Annotated in this window: 24 protein-coding genes; 10 read left to right on the forward strand and 14 right to left on the reverse strand. The window is 60.2% G+C overall.

The window, feature by feature from the left end:
• Positions 1-38 precede the first annotated feature (38 nt).
• Positions 39-914 (reverse strand): alpha/beta fold hydrolase, encoded by an 876-nt coding sequence (locus FHS48_RS07400; protein ID WP_311769103.1) that lies wholly within the window; start codon positions 912-914, stop codon positions 39-41.
• 241 nt (positions 915-1,155) lie between these two features.
• Between FHS48_RS07400 and FHS48_RS07405 the strand changes: the two genes are divergently transcribed.
• Together FHS48_RS07405 and FHS48_RS07410 are read left to right on the forward strand one after the other, a co-directional pair.
• Positions 1,156-1,827 (forward strand): GntR family transcriptional regulator, encoded by a 672-nt coding sequence (locus FHS48_RS07405; protein WP_019643858.1) that lies wholly within the window; start codon positions 1,156-1,158, stop codon positions 1,825-1,827.
• Between the two features lie 63 nt (positions 1,828-1,890).
• A complete protein-coding gene (locus tag FHS48_RS07410) occupies positions 1,891-3,384 on the forward strand; it encodes an aldehyde dehydrogenase family protein (protein ID WP_184262889.1) in 1,494 nt (497 codons plus the stop codon).
• 140 nt (positions 3,385-3,524) lie between these two features.
• Here FHS48_RS07410 and FHS48_RS07415 read toward each other — a convergent pair whose 3' ends face one another.
• On the reverse strand, positions 3,525-4,007 hold the full coding sequence (locus FHS48_RS07415) for a flavin reductase family protein (protein WP_184262891.1): 483 nt from the start codon (positions 4,005-4,007) through the stop codon (positions 3,525-3,527).
• 279 nt (positions 4,008-4,286) lie between these two features.
• Here FHS48_RS07415 and motA point away from each other — a divergent pair, with 279 nt between their 5' ends.
• The 5 genes from motA (at position 4,287) to FHS48_RS07440 (ending at position 9,985) form a co-directional block, all read left to right on the forward strand.
• Positions 4,287-5,147 (forward strand): flagellar motor stator protein MotA, encoded by an 861-nt coding sequence (gene motA / locus FHS48_RS07420; RefSeq protein ID WP_184263020.1) that lies wholly within the window; start codon positions 4,287-4,289, stop codon positions 5,145-5,147.
• 87 nt (positions 5,148-5,234) lie between these two features.
• Complete coding sequence (locus FHS48_RS07425) at positions 5,235-6,206, forward strand: flagellar motor protein MotB (protein WP_184262893.1); 972 nt, start codon at positions 5,235-5,237, stop codon at positions 6,204-6,206.
• Positions 6,207-6,393: 187 nt separating this feature from the next.
• Positions 6,394-7,122, forward strand: a complete 729-nt coding sequence (locus FHS48_RS07430; protein WP_184262895.1) for an arginyltransferase — start codon at positions 6,394-6,396, stop codon at positions 7,120-7,122.
• Positions 7,123-7,259: 137 nt separating this feature from the next.
• The gene (locus tag FHS48_RS07435; protein ID WP_184262897.1) at positions 7,260-8,369 is read left to right on the forward strand and encodes a TRAP transporter substrate-binding protein; all 1,110 of its coding nucleotides are present in this window, start codon (positions 7,260-7,262) and stop codon (positions 8,367-8,369) included.
• Between the two features lie 509 nt (positions 8,370-8,878).
• Complete coding sequence (locus FHS48_RS07440; RefSeq protein WP_184262899.1) at positions 8,879-9,985, forward strand: TRAP transporter substrate-binding protein; 1,107 nt, start codon at positions 8,879-8,881, stop codon at positions 9,983-9,985.
• 164 nt (positions 9,986-10,149) lie between these two features.
• On the opposite strand, the gene FHS48_RS07445 is transcribed toward FHS48_RS07440, so the two are convergent.
• From FHS48_RS07445 to FHS48_RS07480, 8 genes are all read right to left on the reverse strand, one after another.
• Complete coding sequence (locus FHS48_RS07445; RefSeq protein ID WP_184262901.1) at positions 10,150-11,604, reverse strand: TRAP transporter large permease; 1,455 nt, start codon at positions 11,602-11,604, stop codon at positions 10,150-10,152.
• 22 nt (positions 11,605-11,626) lie between these two features.
• A complete protein-coding gene (locus FHS48_RS07450) occupies positions 11,627-12,211 on the reverse strand; it encodes a TRAP transporter small permease subunit (RefSeq protein ID WP_184262903.1) in 585 nt (194 codons plus the stop codon).
• Between the two features lie 162 nt (positions 12,212-12,373).
• A complete protein-coding gene (gene parC / locus FHS48_RS07455; RefSeq protein WP_184262905.1) occupies positions 12,374-14,602 on the reverse strand; it encodes a DNA topoisomerase IV subunit A in 2,229 nt (742 codons plus the stop codon).
• Positions 14,603-14,707: 105 nt separating this feature from the next.
• Positions 14,708-15,478, reverse strand: coding sequence for a DNA repair protein RecO (gene recO / locus FHS48_RS07460; RefSeq protein WP_184262907.1), 771 nt, complete (start codon positions 15,476-15,478; stop codon positions 14,708-14,710).
• A gap of 15 nt (positions 15,479-15,493) precedes the next feature.
• Positions 15,494-16,417, reverse strand: a complete 924-nt coding sequence (era, locus tag FHS48_RS07465) for a GTPase Era (RefSeq protein WP_184262909.1) — start codon at positions 16,415-16,417, stop codon at positions 15,494-15,496.
• On the reverse strand, positions 16,414-17,091 hold the full coding sequence (rnc, locus tag FHS48_RS07470; RefSeq protein ID WP_184262911.1) for a ribonuclease III: 678 nt from the start codon (positions 17,089-17,091) through the stop codon (positions 16,414-16,416). The genes era and rnc overlap by 4 nt, the downstream gene beginning before the upstream one ends.
• On the reverse strand, positions 17,088-17,852 hold the full coding sequence (gene lepB, locus FHS48_RS07475; RefSeq protein WP_184262913.1) for a signal peptidase I: 765 nt from the start codon (positions 17,850-17,852) through the stop codon (positions 17,088-17,090). The genes rnc and lepB overlap by 4 nt, the downstream gene beginning before the upstream one ends.
• Positions 17,853-17,932: 80 nt before the next feature.
• Complete coding sequence (locus FHS48_RS07480; protein WP_221443411.1) at positions 17,933-18,694, reverse strand: pyridoxine 5'-phosphate synthase; 762 nt, start codon at positions 18,692-18,694, stop codon at positions 17,933-17,935.
• 365 nt (positions 18,695-19,059) lie between these two features.
• Between FHS48_RS07480 and FHS48_RS07485 the strand changes: the two genes are divergently transcribed.
• Positions 19,060-20,094, forward strand: coding sequence for an OmpA family protein (locus FHS48_RS07485; RefSeq protein WP_184262915.1), 1,035 nt, complete (start codon positions 19,060-19,062; stop codon positions 20,092-20,094).
• Positions 20,095-20,244: 150 nt separating this feature from the next.
• Here the strand turns inward: FHS48_RS07485 and FHS48_RS07490 are convergent, their stop codons facing one another.
• The 3 genes from FHS48_RS07490 to FHS48_RS07500 all read right to left on the reverse strand — a co-directional run bounded on the left by FHS48_RS07490 (position 20,245) and on the right by FHS48_RS07500 (position 22,536).
• A complete protein-coding gene (locus tag FHS48_RS07490; RefSeq protein WP_019643876.1) occupies positions 20,245-20,487 on the reverse strand; it encodes a DUF2312 domain-containing protein in 243 nt (80 codons plus the stop codon).
• A 79-nt stretch (positions 20,488-20,566) separates the two neighbouring features.
• Positions 20,567-21,709, reverse strand: coding sequence for a carboxylate-amine ligase (locus FHS48_RS07495; protein WP_184263022.1), 1,143 nt, complete (start codon positions 21,707-21,709; stop codon positions 20,567-20,569).
• A gap of 8 nt (positions 21,710-21,717) precedes the next feature.
• Positions 21,718-22,536 (reverse strand): N-formylglutamate amidohydrolase, encoded by an 819-nt coding sequence (locus FHS48_RS07500; RefSeq protein ID WP_184262917.1) that lies wholly within the window; start codon positions 22,534-22,536, stop codon positions 21,718-21,720.
• Between the two features lie 525 nt (positions 22,537-23,061).
• On the opposite strand from FHS48_RS07500, the gene pyk reads away from it, so the two are divergent.
• Positions 23,062-24,486, forward strand: a complete 1,425-nt coding sequence (gene pyk, locus FHS48_RS07505) for a pyruvate kinase (RefSeq protein ID WP_184262919.1) — start codon at positions 23,062-23,064, stop codon at positions 24,484-24,486.
• A 117-nt stretch (positions 24,487-24,603) separates the two neighbouring features.
• On the opposite strand, the gene FHS48_RS07510 is transcribed toward pyk, so the two are convergent.
• Positions 24,604-25,221 carry a hypothetical protein gene (locus tag FHS48_RS07510; protein ID WP_184262921.1) on the reverse strand — a complete coding sequence of 206 codons (618 nt, stop codon included), beginning with the start codon at positions 25,219-25,221 and terminating at the stop codon, positions 24,604-24,606.
• A gap of 280 nt (positions 25,222-25,501) precedes the next feature.
• On the opposite strand from FHS48_RS07510, the gene dapA reads away from it, so the two are divergent.
• On the forward strand, positions 25,502-26,377 hold the full coding sequence (gene dapA, locus FHS48_RS07515) for a 4-hydroxy-tetrahydrodipicolinate synthase (RefSeq protein ID WP_184263023.1): 876 nt from the start codon (positions 25,502-25,504) through the stop codon (positions 26,375-26,377).
• The last annotated feature ends 3 nt before the right edge of the window (positions 26,378-26,380 follow it).

The raw sequence follows: 26,380 nt of genomic DNA on the forward strand, positions 1-26,380 counted from the left end.
AACGGCGGCTCTGTCACGGGCCGCCGTTTTCGTTTAACTCAGACCGATACAGACATCAGCCAGTCGCGGACCAGAGCAATCTGGGCCGGATCCATCAGCGCTGGGGCATGGCCGCAGCCGGGAACTTCCGCCACCGTCACCCCGGGACGTTCCGCCATTCTCGCCAGCATGTCCCGGTCCAGCAACGGGGACTCCGCCCCACGCAGAACCAGTGTCGGCACCCTCGCCGCATCCCAGACCGCCCACAGATCCACATCCTGCTCCGGCAGGGCCTGCAACGGCACCGCCAGTGCCGGATCATAGGCCAAGCGGAATCCACCGGTTTCCACCGGGCGCACCGACTCCCGCGTCAGGGCCGCCCACTGCGGGTCGGTCAACGCCCCAAACCCGGCATGGGCAAAACGGAAGAACCGCTCCGCCTCCTCCAGTGTCGCAAAGCGCGGGTCCGTCCCGACATAGGTCTTCAGAAAGCGGATGAAGTCAGCCCCGATCACCGGGCCGACATCGTTCAGCACCAGCCGCCGGATCGGCGTGTTGTGGCTCGCCGCCAGAAACAGACCGATCAGCCCACCCATCGACGTTCCGATCCAATCGACCTCCGCAGCCCCGCTGCGGGCAATCAGGGCTGCCATATCGCTGACATACCCGTCGTAAGCGTAGCCTGCCGGCATTGCCAGCCACTCAGAGTCCCCGCGCCCCAGTACATCCGGACACAGCACCCGATATTCTGACGACAGTGACTCCGCCAGCGGATCAAAATCAGCCGCATTCCGGGTTAACCCGTGAACGCAAACCAAAACCGGGCAATCCTCTCCGCCATCCCCTCTCCATTCCCGATAGGCCATCTGGCGGAACCCTTCCGGGCGCAGGCAGGGCACTGTTTTCCGGCTGACTTTGGACACACTTTCCTCCATGGCTTAATAGATTGTTTTTTCTGATGAATATTCTTACAGAAGCGCTTTTAGCCGAGCATTGTGCGCCGCAATGTCATTTTTTGAATACCAATTCCCCGCTTTATGTATACAATTATAGTCGAGGAAACGGAACAGATTGGCGGCAAGCCCCCGCACCGCCCGCAAGACGGGCCTTCCCTTAGGGAAGATAATCAGCAACAACAGGGGCCTCCGTTGATCACCAAGAAGGTACCAAGGGCCAATGCCCAAGCAAACCCCCACCCGGGCGGATTTCCTCCGCCGTACGCTGGAAGAAGACATCTTCAACGGCCGCCTGAAGCCCGGCGACCGGCTGGATGAGCAATCCCTTGCCCAGCGGTTCAACGTCTCGCGCACCCCGGTGCGGGAAGCGCTGCGCCAATTGTCCGCCTCCGGCCTGATTGAGGTCCGGCCCCGGCAGGGGGCTGTCGTATCTGTCATCACCCTGCCCCGCCTGATCGAGATGTTTGAGGTGATGGCGGAGCTGGAGGGCATGTGCGCCCGCCTTGCCGCCCGCCGGATGACCGAAGCGGAACGCCAGTCCATTTCCGACGTGGTGACCGAAGCGGAAGGCTTCGCCGAACAGGTCGATCTGGATTCCTATTACATCAATAACTGGAAATTCCATGATGCCATCTATTCCGGCAGCCACAACCATGTGCTGGAAGAGATGACCCGCAGCCTGCATCACCGCACGGCCCCCTACCGGCGGCACCAACTCAATCGCCCCGGCCGCGTTCATGAGTCGCTCGCCGAGCACAAAAAGGTCGTCGAGGCTCTGCTGGCCGGGGATGCCGAGGCCGCCGGAAAAGCCATGTACCGCCACGTCAACGTGCAGGGCGATGTCTTCGCCGACTTCCTCTCCACGCTGCCGACCGGCTACCTCAAGGGTTAGTTTTATTATCCATCCACCGGCGGAGCCTGCCTCCGCCCCTTCGTGAGATCACCGGAGAATCCCATGAGCGGAACCCTTACCCTGAATACCGACCCCTTTGCTCTGGCCAAGGAACTCTCAGGCAAGCACCTGATTAACGGCACCCTTGTTGCCGCCGTGTCCGGGCAGACCTTTGACGTGGTCAATCCGGCCACCGGGCAGGTGGTGGCGCAGGCCGCCAAAGGGGATGCCGCCGATGTGGATGCCGCCGTTGCCGCCGCCGTCGCCGCCCAGAAAGAATGGAAGCGCCGCCCGGCCCGGGAGCGCGGCAAGCTGGTCGCCGAATGCGGCCGCCGCCTGACCGAGCACACCGAGGAACTGGCCCGTCTGGTCGCGCTGGAAACCGGCAAGGCCCTGCGGACGGAAAGCCGTGTCGAAGCCGGTGTTCTGGCGGATGCGTTCGTGTTCTATGGCGGTCTGGCGTCTGAACTGAAGGGAGAAAGCGTCCCCTTCAACCCGGATATGCTGACCGTCACCGTGCGGGAGCCGATCGGCGTGGTCGGCGCGATCATTCCGTGGAACGTGCCGCTGATGCTGATGGCGCTGAAAATCGCTCCGGCGCTGGTGGCGGGGAACACCGTTGTCGTCAAGTCGGCGGAAGAAGCGCCGCTGACTGTGCTGCGGGTCTGCCAGATCCTGAATGACGTCCTGCCGCCCGGCTGCTTCAACATGCTGTCCGGCTTCGGCCCGGACTGCGGCGCCCCGCTGGTGGCCCACAGGAATGTCGGCAAGATCACCTTCACCGGTTCCGTTGAGACCGGCAAGATCGTCTACAAGACCGCCGCCGAGCGCCTGATTCCGGTAACGCTGGAACTGGGCGGTAAGAGCCCGATGATCGTGATGGGCGATGCTGATCTTGACCGCGCCGTCGGCGGGGCCATTTCCGGCATGCGCTTCACCCGTCAGGGCCAGAGCTGCACCGCCTCCTCCCGCATCTATGTGCATGCGGACCTGCACGATGCCTTCGTCGCCAAGCTGACCGAGAAGGTCAACGCCCTGAAGATGGGCGACCCGCTGGACGAGGCCACCGATATCGGCACCATCATCTCCCGTGATCAGTACGAGAAGGTGAAGGGCTACGTTGAGGCCGGTATCAAGGCTGGCGGCACCGCCAATGCCTGCTCCGCCCTGCCGACCGATCCGGCACTCGCCAAGGGCCTGTTCCTCCAGCCGGTGATTTTCACCGATATCGCCCGCGATGCTCCGCCCGCACGGGAAGAAATCTTCGGCCCGGTCTGCTGTATCTTTAAGTTCACCGATTATGAAGACGTGATCACCGAAGCCAACAACAGCGAATACGGCCTTGCCGCCACCATCTGGACCCGCGATCTGCGCACCGCCATGAACGCCGCGCAGCGTCTGGAGGCCGGGTTTGTACAGGTGAACCAGAATCTGGTGGTGCAGCCGAACCTGTCTTACGGCGGCATCAAGGCCTCCGGCCTTGGCAAGGAAGCGACGCTGGAAGCGATGCTGGAACACTTCACCGAAAAGAAGACGATCATCATCAACATGACCTGATCGCCTGCCACGCTGACCGGATGCCCGCATTTCATCCGGTCAGCGTGTATCTCTGATGTCAAAGAAAAAGCGGCAGAGACGGTCTGCCGCTTTTTTCTATTCTGCCGACCTGTTCAGGCGGCAGGGGCTGTAGTAACGCCTCAGGCCCCGTCTTTCAGGGTGGCATAGGCCCCCCGATAATACAGAAGCGGCTGACCACCGGCCTGCGCATCCAGATGCTCGACCCGCCCGATAATGATGGTGTGATCGCCGCCATCCACCACAGACTGCACCGAGCAGTCAAAGTGCGCCAGACAATGATCCAGCACCGGAACATCATCAGTTCCCTTGTGCCAACCGATCTCCGACCAGTTCTTTCCTTCGCGGCTGGCAAAGGCAATCGAAACTTCCTTCTGGTCTTCCCGAAGGATGTTGATCACAAAGCGCCCGCGGCTGAAGGCCGGAAGGGCACTGCTGCGCTTGTCCAGACAGAACAGGACGAGGGGCGGATCCAAAGAAACAGAGGTGAAGGAATTGACCGTAACTCCCACCGGAGCCCCGCCCGCATCCACGGTGGTTACAACGGTCACGCCGGTGGCAAAGCATCCCATCGCTTTGCGGAACGTGCGTTCATCAAATGGCATCGGCGGGCATCCAATTGCTTACCGTCGGGCATTCTCTCCCGACCCGGACTCTCCGGAGAATAACAGATTTCCATGCCGCAGTAGCACAAAAGCCCCTGCTCCGTCATCAGGTTTTTCCGGTTCCGGTTGCAAAGGCGTGAATAGCGTCTTGATTTTACCGGTATAACAAGGCTCCCGATTGATGTTTGCGGAAACCTTGGGTACAACAGTCCTGAGACGATGGACTGGACAGAAGGTCTGGCCCTTCTGGACCTCCCGGAGAACTGGACTGGTGGCCGCATGCTGATCATCATTGGTACACTTATCGTTCTGGGCAGCGTGATCGGCGGTTACATGGGTGGCGGCGGTCACCTTGGCGTCCTGTGGCAGCCCTTCGAATTCATCATCATCTTCGGCGCCGCGCTGGGATCTATGGTCATTGGCAGTCCCAAGACCGTTCTGGTCGGCATCGGGAAGGCCATGGGCCCGATGATGAAGGGGCCCCGCCATCACAAATCCAGCTATCTTGAGCTGCTCAGCATGCTCTATTCGGTCTTCCGCCTGGCCAAAACCAAGGGCGACCTGGCCCTTGAAAGCCACGTCGAACGCCCCGACGAAAGCCCCCTGTTCCAGAAGTTCCCCGGCTTCGCCGGAGATCACCATGCGCTGGTATTCCTCTGCGACTATCTGCGCCTGCTGACGCTGGGCACCAACAATGCCAACGAGGTCGAAACCATTATCGGTGAAGACATCGAGGCCCACCATCATGAACACCATGCCGTCTCCACCGCCGTGAACAACATGGCGGACGGGATGCCGGCACTGGGGATTGTGGCTGCGGTGCTCGGCGTTATTCACACCATGGGCTCGATCACCGAGCCGCCTGAAGTCCTCGGGCATCTGATCGGTGCGGCGCTGGTAGGAACCTTCTCCGGTGTGCTGCTGTCTTACGGCTTCTTCGCGCCGTTTGCCCGCGCCATCGAATCTGCCTACAACTCCGAAACCGAGTACCTGAACTGCATCAAGGCTGCCCTGCTGGCCCATATGCAGGGCTACGCCCCGCAGGTCTCGATCGAGTTCGCCCGCAAGATCCTGCCGCCGCACGTGCGCCCGACCTTCCAGGAAGTGGAAGAAACGGTCACCAACCTGACGCATGATTAACGTCTGACCACGTCAGGGCAGCGCTGCGGTGCGCCCTGACAGCAGAGACCTGTTCCGGTCCGGGGACTGGAAAATAAAGAGGACGGCATGGCCGAAGAAGAAGGCAAAGCGCCAATTATCATCAAACGCATCAAAAAGGGCGGCCATGCCGCCCATGGTGGTGCGTGGAAGGTTGCATACGCCGACTTTGTGACGGCAATGATGGCGTTCTTTCTCCTGCTGTGGCTGCTGAACTCCGTCACCGAGGAACAGCTTCAGGGGATTTCCAACTATTTTGCTCCGACGGCCGTCTCGCAGAGCCCCAGCGGGGCCGGTGGCATTCTCGGCGGTCAGGTCATCGGCGAGGGCGCTTCGCAATCCCGCTCGTCCTCTCCTGCCACCAGCATGAACCTGCCACCGACAACCGTCGGCTCCGGCGGATCTGACTTCACGGATCCGAAGGAAGGGCAATCTGATAAGAAGCAGGATGCTTCGGCAGACTTCAACGATTCAGAAAATGCTCAGTCTGTCTCTGCCAAGGTGCAGGAAGAAGAGCAGGCCAAAAAGTTGGAAGCGGAGCTGAAGCAGGCCCTACAGGCCTTGCCGGAGCTGAAAGCCCTCCAAAACAGTCTACAGGTGGATACCACACCGGAGGGAGTGCGGATTCAGATCATTGATCAGGATCAGATTCCGATGTTCCCGGCTGGATCTTCGGCGATGTACGAGCGGACCAAGCAGCTTTTGTTGCTGGTCAGCAAAGTCATCAAACTTCTGCCCCAGCAGATCGCCATTGCCGGACATACGGATGCCATGAGCTTCAGCGACCCAACCGGATACGGAAATTGGGAGCTGTCGGCTGACCGCGCCCTGGCTGCCCGGCGCGTGCTGCTGACCGGCGGCGTGGCTGACCAGCGGATCAACCGTGTTTCCGGCCGGGCCTCGGCAGAGCCCATGCCGAAAGAAAACCCGGACAGCCCGCGCAACCGGCGGATCAGCATCATCCTGCTGCGCGATACTCCGGTTCCGCCCGGAGGGCCAGATCCACGGGCCCCGATTCCGAGCATTCTCAAGACCAACTGATCGGGACGTCTTCACGTTCCGCACCGACAAGCCCCGGACGGCCCTCCCCGTCCGGGGCTTGTTTTTTCAGCCTATTTTTCAACAGACATCGTCCCTCTAGTGCCGTAGCACTGGTTTACAAAGGCAGGCCTGACACTCCATAGTCATAGAATGAGTTGGTACGGGAAGGCAGATACAAGGGTGCGCCATGGAACACTTACCCCTTCTCAGGCCCCATTTTTTCTTCACGACGGCCCCAATGCCCTGCCCGTATCTGGACGGCCGCATGGAGCGCAAGATTGTCACCGAACTGACCGGCAGCGACGCCCGCGGGTTCCACGATCAGCTGTCCCGGGCCGGTTTTCGCCGCAGCCACTCTATCGCCTACACCCCGGCCTGTGTCGGTTGCAACGCCTGCGTCCCCGTGCGGGTGGCGGCTGATTCTTTCAAGATGAGCCGGACATTCCGCCGCCTGTGGGAGCGGAACGCCGATCTGCGTCCGCGTATTGTCCCCGCCCGCGCTACAGCCGAGCAATACCGCCTGTTCAATACCTATCAGGAAAGCCGGCATGCAGGCAGTGATATGGCTTTGATGGGGTTTTACGATTACCGCGCGATGGTCGAAGACAGCCCGATTGACACCAGTCTGGTGGAGTTCCGCGACGGAGAGGGCAGCCTGAAGGCGGTTTGCCTGATGGACCGCATGGATGACGGAGTTTCCGGGGTCTACAGCTTCTATGAAACGGTGGATCCGTCCCGGAGTCTGGGAACCTATGTAATCCTCTGGCTGATCAAAACCGCCCGCAGTCAGTCCCTGCCCTATGTGTATCTGGGGTACTGGATCAGCAACAGCCGTAAGATGGCATACAAAACCCGATTTCAGCCGCTGGAGACTTACGGGCCGGGGGGATGGACCCCTATGCCATCAAGCCCTTAAGGGGTTTTCGCGTAAGACTCAGCCATTGCCCGTAACTTTCTTTCATTTATACTGACATCGAAGCGTCAGCCTGACTGTCCTGCTGCGGCTGGCTGGAATTCTGTTTCGCCCATAAATATTCCGAGGAAACGTCTGACATGAAACGTCGTGAGTTTTTGAAGGGTGCCACTGTCGGTGGGGCCGGTGCCGTTGTTGCCGCCGCCGCTGCGTCGTTCCCTGCCCCGGCCATTGCCCAGACCATGCCGGAAATCAAGTGGCGCCTTGCCTCCTCCTTCCCGAAGAGCCTGGACACCATTTATGGTGCCGCCGAAGTCATGGCGAAGTATGTCAGCGAAGCGACTGACGGCAAGTTCCAGATCCGCGTCTTTGCCGGTGGCGAGCTGGTTCCGGCCCTCCAGGTTCTGGATGCTGTCCAGGCTGGCACCGTGGAAATGGGGCACAGCGTTTCTTACTACTACGTGGGGAAAGACCCGACCTTCGCCTTCGCCGCTGCCGTTCCGTTCGGCCTGAACGCCCGCCAGCAGAACGCCTGGATGTATGAAGGCGGCGGGATGCCGCTGCTGCGGGAATTCTTTGATGGCTACAATGTCGTCAACATGCCCTGCGGGAACACCGGCGTGCAGATGGGCGGCTGGTTCCGTAAGGAAGTGAAGACCGTCGCCGACATGCAGGGCCTCAAGTTCCGCATCGGCGGTCTGGCTGGCCGGGTGATTTCCAAGCTGGGCGTCGTTCCCCAGCAGATCGCCGGGGGCGACATTTATCCGTCCCTCGAAAAGGGCACCATCGACGCCGCCGAATGGGTCGGGCCGTACGATGATGAAAAGCTGGGCTTCAGCAAGGTTGCCCCGTTCTATTATTACCCCGGTTGGTGGGAAGGCGGCCCGAACGTCGATGCCTTCATCAACAAACAGCAGTTTGAATCGCTGCCGAAGCACTATCAGACCATCCTCCAGATGGCCTGTGATCATGCCAATATCGCCATGCAGGCGCGGTATGACGTCGTCAACACGCAGGCCATGAAGCGCCTGATCGGTTCCGGCACCCAGATCCGTCCGTTCTCCAAGGAAATCATGGAAGCCTCCTATAAGGCCGCTCATGAACTGTACGACGAACTCGCGGCCACCAATCCGAAGTGGAAGAAGATCTACGAACAGTGGAAGCCGTTCCGTGACGATCAGGTGTCGTGGTTCCGCGTTGCGGAGTTTAACTACGACGCCTTTATGGGCGCGATGTTTGCCCGCAAGTAACCCAGCCCTTCAGGCTGTTCCGGAAAACCCCCGCATGAAAGTGCGGGGGTTTTTCTTTTGCGATTGGTCAGACCCAATGACCAAAGCCGAGAACCTTCCGCCGTCATAGTCCTCCGGGGAAATTGCATGCAATCTTGTCTTTAAATGCACATTTATCAAAATCCCCTCAAATTCTGCCAATCCTGAAACTTTCCATACGTCTGTGAATCATTCTCACCACCATAATGGGTGCTAACTTACGATAAGCCTCTTCCCTGCTGCTGTGCTGCCTGATGGAATTTTCTTGCTAAAAATTGACTATGAAATAATTAAATATAATTTTTTCAATAAGATACAGTGATATGGCCTTACCATTTAACCATTGCAACCGCTCTTGGGTTGATTATAATCCTAGCCATGCCAAAAGCGCAGCTCTGCAATGCAAAAATATGCGGCTGCGTATGCAAAACTAAAATAATTGTGTTCTTTCAATGAACCTCTGTCATTTACGGAGCAAGGGAGCGTCCAGAATGAAGCGTCGTGAATTTTTGAAAGGTGCGGCCGTTGGTGGGGCGGGCGCAGTCGTCGCCGCTGCGGCTTCTTTCCCGAAGCCGGCCATCGCCCAGTCCATGCCGGAACTGAAGTGGCGCCTTGCCTCTTCCTTCCCCAAAAGCCTCGATACCATTTACGGCGCCGCCGAAACCATGGCCCGCTTCGTGAACGAAGCCACTGACGGCAAGTTCCAGATCCGCGTCTTTGCCGGTGGCGAACTGGTTCCAGCATTGCAGGTTCTGGACGCCGTGCAGGCCGGAACCGTCGAAATGGGGCATACCGCCTGTTACTACTACGTCGGCAAGGATCCGACCTTTGGTCTGGCCACGGCAGTTCCGTTTGGCCTGAACGGTCGCCAGCAGAATGCCTGGCTGTATCAGGGCGGCGGGATGCAGGTTCTCCGGGAGTTTTTCGCTGACTACAACAGCGTTAACCTGCCCTGCGGGAACACCGGCGTGCAGATGGGCGGCTGGTTCCGGAAAGAAGTCAAGACCCTCGCCGACATGCAGGGCCTGAAGATGCGCATCGGTGGGCTGGCTGGCCGCGTGGTCGCAAAGCTGGGTGGCGTCCCGCAGCAGATCGCCGGTGCCGACATCTATCCGTCCCTTGAAAAAGGCACCATCGACGCCGCTGAATGGGTTGGCCCCTACGACGATGAAAAGCTGGGCTTCAACAAAGTTGCCCCGTTCTACTATTACCCCGGCTGGTGGGAAGGCGGCCCGACCCTCGACGCTCTGATCAACAAGCAGCAGTGGGAATCCCTGCCGAAGGCTTATCAGTCGATCCTGACCGCCGCCGCCGCCTATGCCAATACCGATATGCAGGCCCGCTACGACGCCCAGAACCCGGCAGCCCTGAAGCGCCTGATCGGCTCCGGCACCCAGATCCGCCCGTACTCCAAGGAAATCATGGAAGCCGCCTATAAGGCCGCCCATGAACTGTACGACGAACTATCGGCCAGCAACCCGAAGTGGAAGAAGGTTTACGATAACTGGAAGCCGTTCCGCGACGATCAGGTTTCGTGGTTCCGTGTTGCCGAATTCAACTACGATGCCTTCATGGGTGCCATGTCGGTCCGCAAGTAAGCCCAACGCCACCACGTCATCCACCCCCGTGCCATCAGGCACGGGGGTTTTTCTTTGCTCTTTCCTCAATACTGACCTGAACAGAGATGGAAAGAGCCCGATGCCACAAAAGAAAACGCCCCGCAGCAGACCTGCGGGGCGTCAGGATCAGATGACAGGTGTCATCAGTTCTCATACGGGTTGGCAGAGCCCCCGCCGTAATCAATTTCCGGCACCTGAATGGTGATGGTGCTGGTATCGATCTTCTCATGCTTATCCAGACCGGCTTCCACCAGTTCGGGGAACGCAATCACAATACCGACCATGATCAGCTGAATGATCACATACGGCACCGCACCCCAGTAGATCTGGCCAGTGGTAACCTTGGCGATCTTTTTGCCAGTAATTTTATCCAGATAATCGGCCTTCGGTGCCACACTGCGCAGGTAGAACAGTGCAAACCCGAACGGCGGATGCATGAAGGACGTCTGCATGTTGATGCCCAGCAGCACCCCGAACCAGATCAGATCAATACCCAGCTTATCGGCCACCGGGGCCAGCAGCGGGATGACGATGAACGCAAGTTCGAAGAAGTCAAGGAAGAAGGCCAGCAGGAAGATCATGATGTTAACCACGATCAGGAAGCCGACTTTCCCACCCGGCAGGCTGGTCAGCAGGTGTTCAACCCACAGATCGCCGTTCACCGCACGGAACACCAGACCAAAGACGGTGGCACCAACCAGAATGAACACCACAAATGCGGTGAGCTTGGTGGTGGAATCCATCGCCTGCTTCAGCAGCGACAGACTGAGCTTGCGCTTCATCAGCGCCAGAATCAGCGCCCCGGCAGCCCCCATGGCACCCCCTTCGGTCGGGGTGGCAATGCCAAGGAAGATCGTCCCGAGCACCAGGAAGATCAGAACCAGCGGCGGCACCAGAACAACCAACGACTTGACCAGAAGCTTCAAGCCACGGTCCGTCCGCGCTTCAGGCGGCAGCGCCGGAGCATAGCTGGGACGGAAGATGGTCACCAGCACGATGAAACCAAGATAAAACATCGTCAGGGTCAGCGCCGGAATGATTGCCCCGGCATACATATCCCCGACCGAACGGCCAAGCTGGTCAGCAACAATGATCAGAACCAGGCTGGGCGGAATGATCTGCGCCAGCGTCCCGGACGCCGCAATAACGCCAGCGGCAATGCGGCGGTCATAGCCATAGCGCAACATGATCGGCAGCGAGATCAGCCCCATGGAGATCACCGAAGCGGCAACCACACCGGTGGTGGCCGCCAGCAGCGCCCCCACAAAAATCACCGCAAAGGCAATGCCCCCACGGATCGGCCCGAACAGCTGGCCGATGGTATCCAGAAGGTCCTCTGCCATCCCAGACCGTTCAAGGATCAGCCCCATGAAGGTGAAGAAGGGGATCGCCAGAAGGGTATCGTTGGCCATAATGCCGAACACGCGTTCCGGCAGAGCCTGGAACAGCACCGGATGTAGCAGCCCCAGCTCTATGCCGACCAGGCCAAACAGCATGCCGTTGGCAGCCAGCGCGAAGGCAACCGGAAAACCGCTGAGCAGGAACAGAACCAGCACAGCAAACATAACCGGTGCCAGATTGGCAGCGAGAAATTCCATTATTTCGCTCTCCTGTCCGGCGTTACGGTTTCTGCGCTGCGGTCAGGTCTTCGGCTTCATCAACCGAAGGCGGATGACCGCCGTGACCGCCCGGCAGCTCGGCCAGATGGCCGGTCAGGAAGGCGACGCGCTTAATCAGTTCCGACACGGCCTGAAGGGTCAGAAGACCAAATCCAACCGGCACCAGAAGACGGGCAGGCCAACGGATAAGGCCACCGGCATTCCCCGAAATTTCCATGGAATGGAAAGAGTTCATGAATACCGGCCACGACAGAACCAAGATCAGCCCCGCCATTGGAAGCAGGAAAAACAGCGTTCCGAAAATATCCAGCCAGGCATGGCCACGCGGCGACAGCCGGTGCGACAGAATGTCGATGCGGATATGCTCGTTACGAAGATGCGTGTAGCCAGCCCCCAACAGGAAGACACCGGCAAACAGATACCACTGTGCTTCCAGCCAAGCATTTGAACTCATGCTGAAAGTGTAGCGGACGCTGGCGTTGACAGAACTGATCACCACAGCGATCAGCACCAGCCAGGTTACGGACTTGCCAACCATCTCGTTAAGACGGTCGATAAGCCGACTGAAGAGCAATAGCAGGGACACAGCGCCTCCTCCCAGTCACGGCAGAACCATATGCGTTCAGGTATGCGCGGATTTTTCCGTCGCAGATCTCCAACAGATCCACCTTGTATACACATGGTCAGACCACTTTTCCAGTAAGCAACACCGAAAAAGCGGCCATGCCATGCCAAAAAAACGCTTGTGTTATCCGTCAAACCTATTGCTGCGCGGGAATCCCGTCGGCGGCAGCTTACCCTGCGTCCCGCGGGCCGCCCGCCATGGCGTCAGGTCCGTCTCAGTCCGGACCTGCTCACCCCGGCGGTAACTCAGCCCCCCCTCCCCGGCAAAGACCTTAATGTCAGAGACCCCGCCGTCCTTATATTTCTGAAGGATGACGCCACGCCCCTTGGCCATGACCGGAACCTCTTCCAGCGCAAAGACCAGCAACTTACGGTTCTGGCCGATGATCGCCACGGTATCGCCATCCACCGGCAGACAGAAGGCCGCCGCCTCCCCTTCATCGCCCAGCGTCATGACCTGCTTTCCGGCCTTGGTCTGGGCAACCACGTCATCCTCGGAAACCCGGAAACCGCGCCCGGCGGAGGTTGCCAGCAACAGCTGACGTCCCGGCGCATGCACAAGGAAATGAGCCACCTCGGCATCCACCGGCAGATCAATCATCAACCGCAGCGGTTCGCCAAAGCCGCGCCCCCGAGGGACCCTCTCGCCGGTAAGAGTATAGAAGCGGCCATTGGTGCCCAGCACCAGAATCTTGTCAGTGGTAAAGGTTTTAACGGTCAGCTTCAGCTGATCACCATCCTTGAACTTGGCGTCTTCCAGATCGTCAGTATGCCCCTTCACCGCACGGATCCACCCCTTTTCGGACAGCAGGATGGTGATCGGCTCCTTCTCGATCACCGCCTCCAGCGGCACCACAACCCCACTGGGGGCATCCGCGATATCAGTACGCCGCCGCCCGAGGGCCGTGTGCTGGCCAAACTTCTTCTTCGATTCCTTAACCTGCACGGCAATGACGTGCCAGCGGCGGGTTTCATCGCCGAGCAGGTCAACCAGATCCGCCTTTTCGGCCGCCAGAGTGTCGTGTTCGGTCCGGAGCTCCATTTCCTCCAGACGGCGCAGGGATCGCAGCCGCATGTTCAGGATGGCTTCCGCCTGCACATCGGTCAGACCAAATGCCGCCATCAGGGCCAGCTTGGGCTCATCTTCCTCCCGGATAATGCGGATCACCTCATCAAGGTTCAGATAGGCAATCAGATATCCGCCGAGAACCTCCAGACGATGTTCGATTTTTCCCAGCCGGTGGCGGGAACGCCGGATCAGAACCTCATGCCGGTGATCCAGAAACGCCCGCAGCACCTGCTTCAGGCTCATCACCCGGGGGATGCCATCGCCCCCCAGAACGTTCATGTTCAGGCCGAAGCGAATCTCAAGATCGGTCTGGCGGAACAGATGCTCCATCAGCAGATCGGGGTCGACGGTCCGGTTCCGGGGCTCCAGAACAATCCGCACATCTTCTGCGGACTCATCCCGCACGTCAGACAACAGCGGAAGTTTTTTGGCGTTCAGCAGGTCCGCGATCTTTTCAATCAGCTTGGACTTCTGAACCTGATAGGGGATTTCCGTCACCACCACCTGAAACAGGCCATGGGACATCCGCTCCACCGTCCAGCGCGCCCGCAGACGGAAACTGCCGCGCCCGGTGGCATAGGCCTCCCGCACCGCCTCAGCACTTTCCGCCAGAATCCCTCCGGTCGGAAAATCCGGCCCCTTCACATACGCCAGCAGCGCGTCATCGGCGCAGGCGGGATCCTTGATCACATGCAGCAGGGCGTCACACAGTTCCCCGGCATTGTGCGGCGGGATGTTGGTGGCCATGCCCACCGCAATCCCGGTTGCCCCGTTGGCCAGCAGGTTCGGAAAGGCAGCCGGCATGACAATCGGCTCCTGCTCCTCCCCGTCATAGGTAGAGCGGAAATCAACCGCATCCTCATCCAGGCCATCCATCAGGGCGATGGCGACCTCGGTCAGCCGGGCTTCGGTGTATCGCATCGCCGCAGCGCTATCACCGTCGATGTTGCCGAAGTTGCCCTGCCCTTCAATCAACGGATAGCGGACGGCAAAGTCCTGCGCCAGACGGACCAGCGCATCATAAACCGCCACGTCCCCGTGCGGATGATATTTACCGATCACATCGCCGACGACACGGGCACATTTCTTAAAACCCGTCGCCGGATCAAGCTTCAGCAGCCGCATCGCATACAGCAGCCGGCGGTGGACCGGTTTCAGGCCATCCCGCACATCCGGCAGAGACCGGGAAACGATGGTCGACAGGGCATAGGCCAGATACCGTTCCGACAACGCATCCTTCAGTGGCTGAAGGCGGATTTCCTCTCTGGGCTGAGCATTGGTCATTGGTATGATGCCCCTGTCTGGCAGATCCTGTCACGGCAGGCGGCCGCTCTCCGGCCGACCCTGCCCCTGAAAACGCACTATATAGTCTGTTCCCGATGTGTCCCGTCAATCGGGCAGAGTCATTTCTTTCACGCCGCGCTCTGCCAACCGCTGCAAACGGGACAGCAGGAGGGTCCGGGCTTCCGGCAAACCGGGCCGGGTCTGCCGTACCGGGAGAAGAGCATGGCGGACAAGGAAAAACCCGGTCAGGGTCAGCCCCTGTTCCAGCATCAAGGCATCTGCGGGGGTTTCATTCCGGCCGGGGCGTAGAAACTCCGGCAACGGCAGAAGGCGATCACGGTAAACACCGGCTGCCGCAGCGGAAACCGCCCGCCCGGTGCGCGGAGAAACGTACTGCAAGTCCTCAGCGGAGCCGGAAACCGCACAGACACCCAGATCCAGCCCAAACCCAAGCCCGGACAGAAGAGCCAGCTCCCAGCGGACGTAAACTTCCAATGGAGCCCCGTCGCGCAGGGCTGCCAAAAGGGCCAGCGTGGCGTCGTACAGCTCGGGGACCGGCATACGCTCGCTCGCTGTCGCCTCCAGCATCGCACAGGCGGAAGACAGTGCGAACAGGCGGTCAGGGTCAGACAGCAGATCCGGGGCGGTTGCCTCTAAGGGCTCAAACGACAGAGACCCGAGCTGATCTTCCAGCCGGGCCTGCCACGTCGCGACACCGATGGTACCGGGCTCCAGTTGCCCCCGGCGGTTCCGGCTGGCACCGCCTTTGATCAATCCGGACTGCCGTCCGTGGGAGGCGGTCAGCAGAGAGGCGACTACATGGGCTTCCCCATGCCGCCGCACCCGCAGGACAATCCCGGCGTCCCGCCACTCCATTCCGCCTCCTCAGCCTCAGACGTCGAACTCAAGGCCCCATTCGCCATAATGGCCACGGTCATCGGCCCAGTTTTCCTGCACGGAAACATGCAGGAACAGGTGGACCCGGCGCTCCAGCAACCCTTCCAGCTCTTCGCGGGCGGCGGCACCGATGGAGCGGATCTTGACCCCACCCTTACCGAGAACGATCATCCGCTGGCTGTCCCGCATCACCACGATGGTCTGCTGGATTTTGACCGAGCCATCAGAACGTTCTTCCCAACTGTCCGTATGCACGGCAATGCTATACGGCAGTTCCTGATGCAGCAGCAGGAAGACTTTTTCGCGGGTCAGTTCAGCCGCCAGAAGGCGCTGCGGCAGGTCGGAGACCTCGTCCTCGGGGAACATCCACGGACCAACCGGGGCATGGGAGGACAGATAATCCAGCAGAGCCCCGATCCCGTCCTCTTTCAGGGCCGAGATCATGAAGACCTGCCCAAAAATCCCTTCCTCATTCAGGCTGGCGGCCAGCCCCAGCAGCGTCGAGCGCTCCACCAGATCGACCTTGTTCAGAACGAGGATGACATCGCGCTGGCCGTCTTCCTTCATCCGCTCGATAATCGCGCGGGTATCGTCACTGACTCCACGCTGCACATCGACAACCAGCATGGCGTGGTCGGCATCCGCCAGACCACCCCAGGCCGCCGACACCATCGCACGTTCCAGCCGCCGCTTGGCAGTCCGGAAAATACCGGGGGTGTCAATAAAAACAATCTGGGCACCACCGCGCATGCACACGCCGCGCACGCGGCTGCGGGTGGTCTGCACCTTGTGTGACACAATGGTCACCTTGGTGCCGACAAGGGCATTGACCAGCGTGGATTTCCCCGCGTTGGGGGCTCCGAGGACGGCGACGAAAGAGCACCGCTGCTGTTCTTGTTGTTCTTGGATACCGGTCATGACGTCAACCTTTTCAGCAGGGCTTGGGCCGCAACCTGCGCCGCAACCCGCTTCGAATTTCCCGAAGCATTTTCAGGGGGATACCCCTTAACACTCACCTGAATCCGGAACACCGGACTATGGTCCGGGCCGGATGTTTCCAATGTATCATAGTCCGGCAGCGGCAGGCCGCGCTGTTGCGCCCATTCCTGCAACGCCGTCTTGGCATCTTTCGGTGGCGCGGCGCTTTCTTCCAGCATCGGCAACCAGTTGGCGCGGATAAAGGCCTGAGCAGGCCCCAGACCGCCATCCAGATACGAGGCACCGATCACCGCTTCGCAGGCATCGGCCAGCATCCCCGCGTTACTGCGGCCACCGGCATCTTCTTCTCCGCGTGACATCCGCAGATAGCCCCCAAGACCGATTTTCTCAGCGACCCGGGCCAAGGCCTCTTTCCGGACCAAAGCAGCATGACGGCGCGCCAGCGCCCCTTCGGCCTCATCCGGAAACCGGCCATACAGAAGCTCGGCAATCACCAGACCGAGAACCCGGTCCCCCAGGAACTCCAGCCGTTCGTTATGGTGGCTGCCTCGCCCATTTCCGAAGCTCCGGTGGGTAACAGCCTGCTGTAAAAGCAAAATATCCGAGAAGGAATGCCCGATTGCATCCATCAGCGGGGTCAAGGACTGTTTCATTGCGGCGCCTGCCCCAGATCTCCGCCCTTTTTCAGACTGTTAAACAGGCGCTCCCAGCGGATTGCCGAAGGCCATTTCCACAGTTCCCAGATCCGGGCGGATCCGTTGGTCGAGAAAAAGAGAACCTCGGCCCGACCCACAAAATTTTCCGCCGGAACAAACCCGACATCCGCACGGCTGTCCGCAGAGTTGTCCCGGTTATCCCCCATCATAAAATAGTGACCGGCGGGTACTGTATACTCCGGGGTATCATCATAAGGACCATGGTCGGTGACCTCGATGATCCGATGCCGGATATCACCGGGAAGGGTTTCCATGTACTGGGCGAAACGCAGGACGTTGCCCCGCGGATCAACATAAACATAGTCCTCAATCCGTTCCCGCAGCACTTCAGCGCCATTCAGGAACAGACGCCCCCCCTTCATCTGGACCCGGTCGCCGGGCAGGCCGATCACCCGCTTGATGTAATCAATGCTGGTGTCGCGGGGGAACTTGAAGACAGCGATATCGCCGCGTTCCGGGGTGCTTTCAAGAACGCGGCCATCAAACGCCGGGACGCCGAACGGCAGGGAAAACCGACTGTACCCATACGAATACTTCGAGACGAAGAGATAATCCCCGATCAAAAGGTGAGGAATCATCGACCCTGACGGAATATTGAACGGCTCGAAGGCGACGGTCCGGACCAGCAGGGCGACGACAACCGCATACACCACCGTCCGAATGGTTTCCCCGATACCGCCGGGTTTCTTATTCGACATCCTGATCGCTTCTCTTGCTCTTGTTACACCTTACCACCGGCACGGAACCGGTGGCATCAGATTTTCCTCATGCCCCGGACTTACAGCGCCGCGCGGCGGGCATCATCCATCCGGCGCCGCATTCCGGCAATCGCCTGTTCCAGACCGACGAAAACCGCCTCGCCGATCAGGAAGTGCCCGATGTTCAGCTCCGCGATAGTCGGAATGGCCGCGACCGGGGCGACGGTCTCATAGCTCAGTCCATGCCCGGCATGGCATTCCAGCCCGAGCACCTCGGCGTGGGCGGCAGCCTGAACGATCCGGGCCAGCTCACGGTCACGGTCTGCGCCCGAGGCCGCATCACAATAACTGCCGGTATGCAGCTCGACAACCGGGGCACCAATGGCCCGGGCCGCATCAAGCTGCCGGGGGTCAGCCTCAATAAACAGGGAAACCCTGATCCCCGCCGCAGCCAGCTCTCCAACCATCGGTTCCAGACGGTCACGGCCACCGATAACATCCAGCCCGCCTTCCGTCGTGCGCTCCTCGCGCTTCTCGGGCACCAGACAACAGGCATGCGGACGAGTCTTCAGCGCAATGTCCACCATTTCACGGGTTGCCGCCATCTCAAAATTCAGCGGACGCGAAATGCTGTCCATCAGCCGGGCAATATCACTGTCAATAATGTGGCGGCGGTCTTCCCGAAGGTGTGCGGTGATTCCGTCCGCCCCGGCCTCAATCGCCAGCAGCGCGGCACGCACCGGATCAGGCGTCAGACCGCCCCGGGCATTCCGAACCGTCGCAACATGGTCAATGTTGACCCCAAGACGCAGCTTTCCCGGCACAATGCCCTCCACAGTCATCAGATCCGGCGAATATCCGGACCGGCAGCAAAACCCACAATCACCGGCCCGAGGTGAACCGAGGCTTAAAATTACCGGCCCGCCCCGGACGGAAAGAAATCAGCCCGATCATAAACCAGTGCCGGACAGATGCAGAGATATTGCACTGCCGCCCGGCTGTCCAGCCCGGCCTTACGGGACGGCAACGCCCTGCCCCATCCGTCCGGACAGCCCGGCACGTGCGCCACAGCACTGTTGCACAGCAGCAACAGATTGTGGAAAGTTGATAAAGGGACAGCCCTTAGGGCCGTGTTTTCCTTGTATCTCAGAAGCCCATCCTTAAGATGGCTACAGTTTTCTATGATTCCGCGTGGGGAGTTACCACTATGCGTTCCATTAAGGTTCTGGTTACGGCGGGCCTGCTCGCCGCTCTGCCGGTCGCTGCCCAGGCCGAATGGTATCTGGGTGCCGATGTCGGTGCCTCCTACCTGCAGGACTCCGACAGCAACATCGGTGCCAACGGCTTCACCACCGATTTCGACTGGGGTCCGGTCGTGCTGGGTCAGCTCGGCTATTCCTTCGGCCGCTTCAAGGTTGAAGGCGAACTCGGCTACCGTAACAACGGCATTGACTCCGTCAAGGGCTCGGGCATCACCTCCAGCTCTTCGGGCGATGTGTCCTCGTTCTCCACCATGGCGAACGTCGTTTACGACCTGATGCCGCAGAGCAAGTGGCATCCGTTCCTCGGCGCCGGTATCGGTGCTGCCGACGTCATGGTTGACGGTGTCCGTACCAACACCTTCACCGGCAAGGACAGCAACAGCTGGGAATTCGCCTATCAGGGCTTCGCCGGTGTTGCGTATGACCTGAACGATAACTGGTCGCTGAAGGGGCAGTACCGCTACTTCGCCACCACCGACTATGACGTCAAGACCACTGCCGGTCAGAGCTACGACGGCGAATACCGTCAGCACGCCCTGCTGGTTGGCCTGACCTACCGCTTCAACAACCCGGCTCCGACCCCGGTTGCCGCTCCGGCCCCGGCTCCCGCCCCGGCCCCGGCTCCGGCCCCGAAGATGACCCCGCCGCCGAAGAACTACATCGTGTTCTTCGACTTCAACAAGGCGGATCTGACCCCGGAAGCCGTGGCGATCCTGACTGAAGCCGCTGCCGCCATTAAGAAGGGCCAGCTGGCTTCCGTCGACCTGACCGGCCACGCTGACCGTTCCGGCTCTGACGCCTACAACCTGAAGCTCTCCCAGAAGCGTGCTGACGCTGTGAAGGGCTTCCTGGTCAAGCAGGGCGTTGCCGCTAAGGACATCAATGTTGCTGCGAAGGGCGAAAGCGCTCCGCTGGTTACGACTCAGGACGGCGTGCGTGAACCGCAGAACCGTCGCGTCGAAATCAAGCTGCCGAAGTAATCCGGTCAGTTTTGATGTGGAAAACCCCGCTTCGGCGGGGTTTTTCATTTTCAGGGCAGCTGTCACCGCATTCTGAAGCCCCTGCGCGACGAGCACAAAAAAAGACCGGCCTCCGTCAGGAGCCGGTCTTTTTGAGTCTCCGCAAGGAGATCAGATACCAATCGCCATGCGGTACAGGGTCAGCAGCTGCTCTTCCTCTTCCAGCTCATGGGGCTGCTTCTTCCGCAGACTGATCACCTTTCGGATGATTTTTGTATCATAACCCATTGATTTTGCCTCTGAATAAACATCTTTAATGTCAGAGGCGATATTGGCCTTTTCTTCCTCAAGGCGTTCAATGCGTTCAATAATGGAACGCAGCTGCTCGGCAGCCGAGTTGTCCATGGTTTCCATTTTTTGTCCCTTTAATGCGCGGGTGCCGAATTTCAGCCCCGTGTAAACCTCAACCAACCGCCGGGGTCAAGGGCAACAATCACAGCAGCAGGTCACGCCCGGTCTCTTCAATCAGAAACTCAGCAACCTCCCGTAAGGCCTCTGCGTCCGTACGGCCCGCCGAAATCGCCTGCTGATACAGTGCCACCTGCCGGTGGGCACTGGTGCCCCGTTGCAGAATGGTTCTGCATCCCGCCAGCTCAGCCTGACAGTCCAGTGCAGCGGCATCCTCGGCGATCAGCTGGAACAACTCCTCCAGAAGGTCGGCATACGGAATGATCCGCCCCTTGCCGAAATCGACCAACCCTTCATCCGTGCCATACCGCTGGGCCCGCCAACGGTTTTCTTCCACCAGCATATGGGCATACATGCGCCAGCGCTGATTGGACCGGCGCAGCCGCCACAGCATCCGCAGAATGCAGACGTACAGGGCCGCCACCGCCGCCGCGTCGTCAACCGTCGTGCAGACATCACTGATCCGCATTTCCAGCGTCGGAAAGCGGCAGGACGGACGGACATCCCACCACAGCTTGCTGGCATCCTGAATCAGACCGGCATCGACCAGAACATTAACGTGCCGCTGATACTCCCCCCAGCTGTGAAACTGCTCCGGGAGCCCGGTCCTTGGCAATTCCTTGAACACCGACAGCCGGTAACTCTTGAGGCCGGTATTCCGCCCCCGCCAGAACGGCGAGGATGTCGACAACGCCAGAAGATGCGGCAGGAAGTAGCTCATCTGGCTCATCAGATCGATGCGCAGATCCGGATCTTCGATCCCGACGTGTACATGCATCCCACAGATCAGCAGACGCCGCACCGGTGCCTGTAAATCCTGCGACAGGGCGTTGTAACGCTCTCTGTCGGTGTGCTTGACCGCATCCCACTGCGCGATCGGATGGGTCGAGGCCGCCACCGGAGCCAGCCCATAATGCCCGCAGACCTCCCGCGCCCGATGGCGGAGCTGACCCAAGGCCTTCCGGGCGTCCCGCACCGTGGTGCAGACCGGCGTTCCGACTTCCAGCTGCGACCGCAGAAACTCCGGGCTGAAGGTTCCGTAATCAATCGACTGACCGCATTCCTCCACCATCCCTTCCGGCGGATCAATCGCCAGATCGCCGGTGGCGCGGTTCACCAGAAAATATTCTTCTTCAATACCAACCGTAAAGCGTGGCTCTGCGTGCATCATGGCCCTCAGAAATGAATGACCCGATGGAGATCCGGGCGCCCGAGAAGCGGGCTCAGCACGGTTGCCAGACGCTCCGCCCACTGTTCAGCACCGGCCTGATCCCCGATCAGATCCTGCCGGATTTCCAGCCCGACATGGGCCAGCCCCGCCGCCGTCGCATGGGCATCCAGAGTATAGGCGCTGTCCTTGCCGCTGTACGGCTCATTCAGGCCATAACAGACATCCGGATAGATTGCGCTAAAGCGCTCCGCCATCGCGTGCGTTAACCGTTCATCCCGGTTGAACAGGAAGCCAAGATGCCACGGCCGGGGCGTCCCGCTGCGCATGCAGGGGGTAAAACTGTGCACCGAGATCACCACCGGGGGCGTCTGCGGCTGGCGACGCCAGATATGCGCCAGCGCGTCGCCAACCGTCTGATGGTATGTCCAGAAAATTTCCGCCGTCCGCGCTTCTTCCTCAACCTCGCTCAGGCCCTGATTGCCCGGCACCGGAGTGGTGTCGGACACCGGCGGAATGGAGGTTGGCTCCCCCGGCTGACGGTTGCAGTCAATCACCAGACGGGAATACTGGCAGAGGACGGCCGGGGCGTTCAACAGGGCGGAAAGCCTGCGGGTCACGTCTGCCGCACCGATATCCCAGCCGATATGACGGCCAAGCTCATCCTCTGTCAGGCCAAGAGTGCCCAGAGACCGGGGAACCCGGCGGCTGGCATGGTCACAGACCAACAGCAGCGGCGCACTGCCCTCCGGGCATAAAACGTCAAACGGGCGCGGCTCATCTTCCGCCAGAAGCGCCGGATAGGGGGACGGGGACTGAACAGTCATGGGGAGTTCCTGTCGGCAAAACCCGGCCTCGCCGGGGGATCTGCTGTCACTGACATCGGCACCGGTCAGGCAAGGTGCCATTACCGTTCTGTGATACGGCGGCTTTGCGGCAGGAGCAAGAGGGAGAAGGGATTACCCCCCCACCCCTACCCCACCCGCGCGGATAGGTTCTTTTTGTTTTTATAAGCGTTCGTTTTTGTGCAAAAATATGCGAACGAAATATAATTATCACACCAAGCCCCCTCTCCGGCGAATTTTCCATGACAGAAACCCGCCTTCGCCGCAGTAACTTCCTGAAAAACAACAAAATTCTCCGCTTTTGTCCTCAGGCCGGATCTGCGCCCACCCCAACGGGCGGCTCGTCAGAAGGTGAGTTTTCTGCTAAGACTTTGACGTAGCATAGAATAAAATTTCACTCTGCTTCGGGAAAGCTGGCCTGCCCGTCATCGCCGCCCCTAAAAGCCTCCTCCCGGATCCGTTCGGCGACGCGGGGCTTCTCACTGGAAACGGACATCGAATAAAGCCATGAAGCGCGACCGCCACGCCAAGATTATCGCCACACTCGGCCCCGCCAGCTCGACCCCGCAGGCCATCGAAGCTCTGTTCCGCGCCGGTGCTGATGTGTTCCGCCTGAACTTCAGCCACGGAACCCACGACGATCACCGCGCCCGCTACGAGATGATCCGGCAGGTAGAAGCCTCCATTGGCCGACCGATCGGCATTCTGCTCGACCTTCAGGGGCCGAAACTGCGTGTCGGTCAGTTCGCCGCCGGAAAAATCGAACTGGCTCCGGGGCAGGAGTTCCGCTTCGATATGGATAAAACCCCGGGCGATGAAACCCGGGCCTGCCTGCCGCATCCGGAAATTTTCTCGATCATTCAGGTCGGCACCGAGCTGCTGCTGGATGATGGGAAGATCCGGGTGCGGGTGGAAAACCACGGCCCGGATTATGCCAACGTCCGCGTATTGACCGGGGGTCCGCTGTCGGACCGCAAGGGCCTGAACGTTCCGGGCGAAGCCCTGCCGATCTCCGCCCTGTCCGATAAGGACCGCAGCGATCTGGAATTCGGCCTGTCGCTGGGCGTGGACATTGTCGCTCTCAGCTTTGTCCAGCGCCCAGAAGACGTCGCCGAAGCCCGCAAGCTGGTTGCCGGGCGGGCATTGATCCTGTCCAAGCTCGAAAAGCCGCAGGCGATTGATTTCCTTGATGAGATCGTCGAACTCTCCGATGCCATCATGGTTGCCCGCGGCGATCTCGGGGTTGAATGTCCGCCGGAAGTGGTTCCGATCCTGCAAAAGCGGATCATCGAGACCTGCCGTCATCAAGGCAAGCCGGTGGTTGTCGCCACCCAGATGCTGGAAAGCATGATCAGTGCCCCGGCCCCGACCCGGGCCGAAGCGTCTGACGTTGCCACGGCTGTTTATGATGGCGCGGATGCGGTGATGCTGTCCGCCGAAACCGCTTCCGGGAAATATCCGCTCGAAGCGGTTTCGATCATGAACAAGATCATTTGCAGCGTTGAGCGGGATGGTTATTACCAGCGCATCATGGATGCCCGTGCCGAGGAGCCGGAAACCACAGCGGCTGACGCCATCTGCGCCGCCGCCCGTCAGGTCTCCGCCACCATCGGCGCCAAGGCGATTGTCACCTTCACGTCTTCCGGCTCGACAACCCTCCGCGCCGCCCGCCAGCGCCCGCCGGTGCCGATCCTGTGCCTGACAGCCGACATTAAGGTGGCCCGGCGTATGGCTCTGGTCTGGGGGGCCCACGGCGTGGTCACCGCCGACATCTCCTCCTTCGCCGATATGGTGCAGAGCGGATGCCGGATTGCCCACCGCGATGAATTTGCCCATGCCGGGGAACGGGTGGTGATTATTGCCGGGGTTCCGTTCGGCACGCCGGGCACCACCAACATCCTTCGGATCGCCTGGATCTCTGACCAGCACTGACCCTGTTCCGGAAAGCGGCCACTCAGGCCGCTTTCTGTTTATCCGGCGAATGCAGACAAACAAAAAAGGCACAGGGCATATTCCCTGTGCCTTTTTTACGCTCCGGAAACCAGCCGGTCAGTGCGGCTTGGCAGCCTGATCAGCAGGCTTAGCAGCCGGTTTCGGCTTTGCCGCCGGCTTCGGCTGGGTCTTGGAGGCATCAGCCACCTTCACCGGCTTTTCAGGGGCTTTCTTCGGGGCTTCGGCCTTCCGCTGCTCGGTCTTGGTGCAGCGGCCAACTTCTGCCGGAACCGCGATCACTTCCCGGGCGAGGTCATCCACCTGATTGGCCGGCAGGGCAACAGCCTTGTGCAGCAGTTCCAGATTGCTTTCACAATAGCCCATCTGGGTCTGGGCCTGACTGGAGGCATCGTTGGCCAGACGGGTGATAAAACGGTCAAACTGGCGGCTGCTGTCCCCGCCGTAGGTCTTCTGGAACAGGGACCGCAGGCTCTGCGCATTCCCATTCAGCACCGAGTTATGCTTGCTGACGTAAGCGCCGTAGCTGTCCCGCAGCCCAAGGGAGTCATCACACTTCAGGGCGGCAACCATCAGCTGCACATGCATCTGGCGGATCTGAACCGCATTGCGGTCAGACGCGGACAGGCACTCCCCCGCCGATGCGAAGGCCGGGGCAGCGGCCGACATCAGGGATGCTGCAACGAACATGGCAGTAGCCACGGATTTCATGGTCATCGGACTCACCTGTAGTCACCGGGTCAGGCATGGCAATTCAGGATCCTCTTTTACATGACTTTTGTCAGGCTGCAACCACCCGCCGCCATCAATTTGCTGCAAATCCGTACGATCAGCGGAAAAGCCATTCCTGCCCGGCGAATCCATCGCCGCGCCCGATAGTCCGGGCGGAATGAACAAACGGTCGCGACCGGACACCTTCCGCTTGCCCCTGGCACCCGGCATGTTTATTGTTCATTCCCTTCAACCACCACTCCACGACCCAACGGAGTTCACCATGCTGTTGCAAGGGTCCATTACAGCCCTCATTACCCCGTTCACCGCTGACGGGGCCATTGACGCCAAGGCCTTCCAGGACTTTGTCGCCTGGCAGATAGCCGAAGGAACCGACGGCGTCGTGCCGGTCGGCACCACCGGGGAATCGCCTACCCTCAGTCATGACGAGCACAAACGGGTCGTGGAACTGTGCATCGAAGTGGCCAAAGGGAAGGTGCCGGTGATCGCCGGGTCGGGTGCCAACAGCACCCACGAGACGATTGACCTGACCCGCCATGCGCAGGAAGCGGGCGCCGATGCGGCGCTGCTGGTGGTTCCTTACTACAACAAACCGACGCAGGAAGGGCTGTATCAGCACTTCAAGGCCGTCCATGATGCCACTGACATTCCGCTGGTGCTCTATAACATTCCGGGCCGCAGCGTCGTCGATATGTCGGTGGAAACGATGAAGCGTCTGGCAGATCTGCCGCGCATTGTCGGCGTCAAGGATGCCACTGCCGATCTCGCCCGCCCGCTGCGCACCCGCGTGGTGATCGGCACCGAGTTCATCCAGCTGTCCGGCGAGGATGCCACCGTCACCGCCTTTCTGGCGCAGGGCGGGCATGGCTGCATCTCCGTCACCTCCAACATCGCGCCCCGCCTGTGCGGCGACCTGCACGATGCCTGGGCTGCCGGGGACTACGCCAAGGCCTTTGAGATCCGTGACCGGCTGATGGCGGTGCATGATGCCATGTTCTGCGAAACCAGCCCGGCCCCGGTGAAGTACGCCGCCAGCCTGCTGGGCAAGTGCACGGACTATGTGCGCCTGCCGATGCTGCCCGCCACCGAAGGCGCCCGCGCCAAGGTGCGGGAGGCGATGGAGCAGGCCGGTCTTCTGTAAAGT

It is taken from the genome of Novispirillum itersonii (assembly GCF_014205675.1).
Taxonomy (GTDB): domain Bacteria; phylum Pseudomonadota; class Alphaproteobacteria; order Rhodospirillales; family Rhodospirillaceae; genus Novispirillum; species Novispirillum itersonii_A.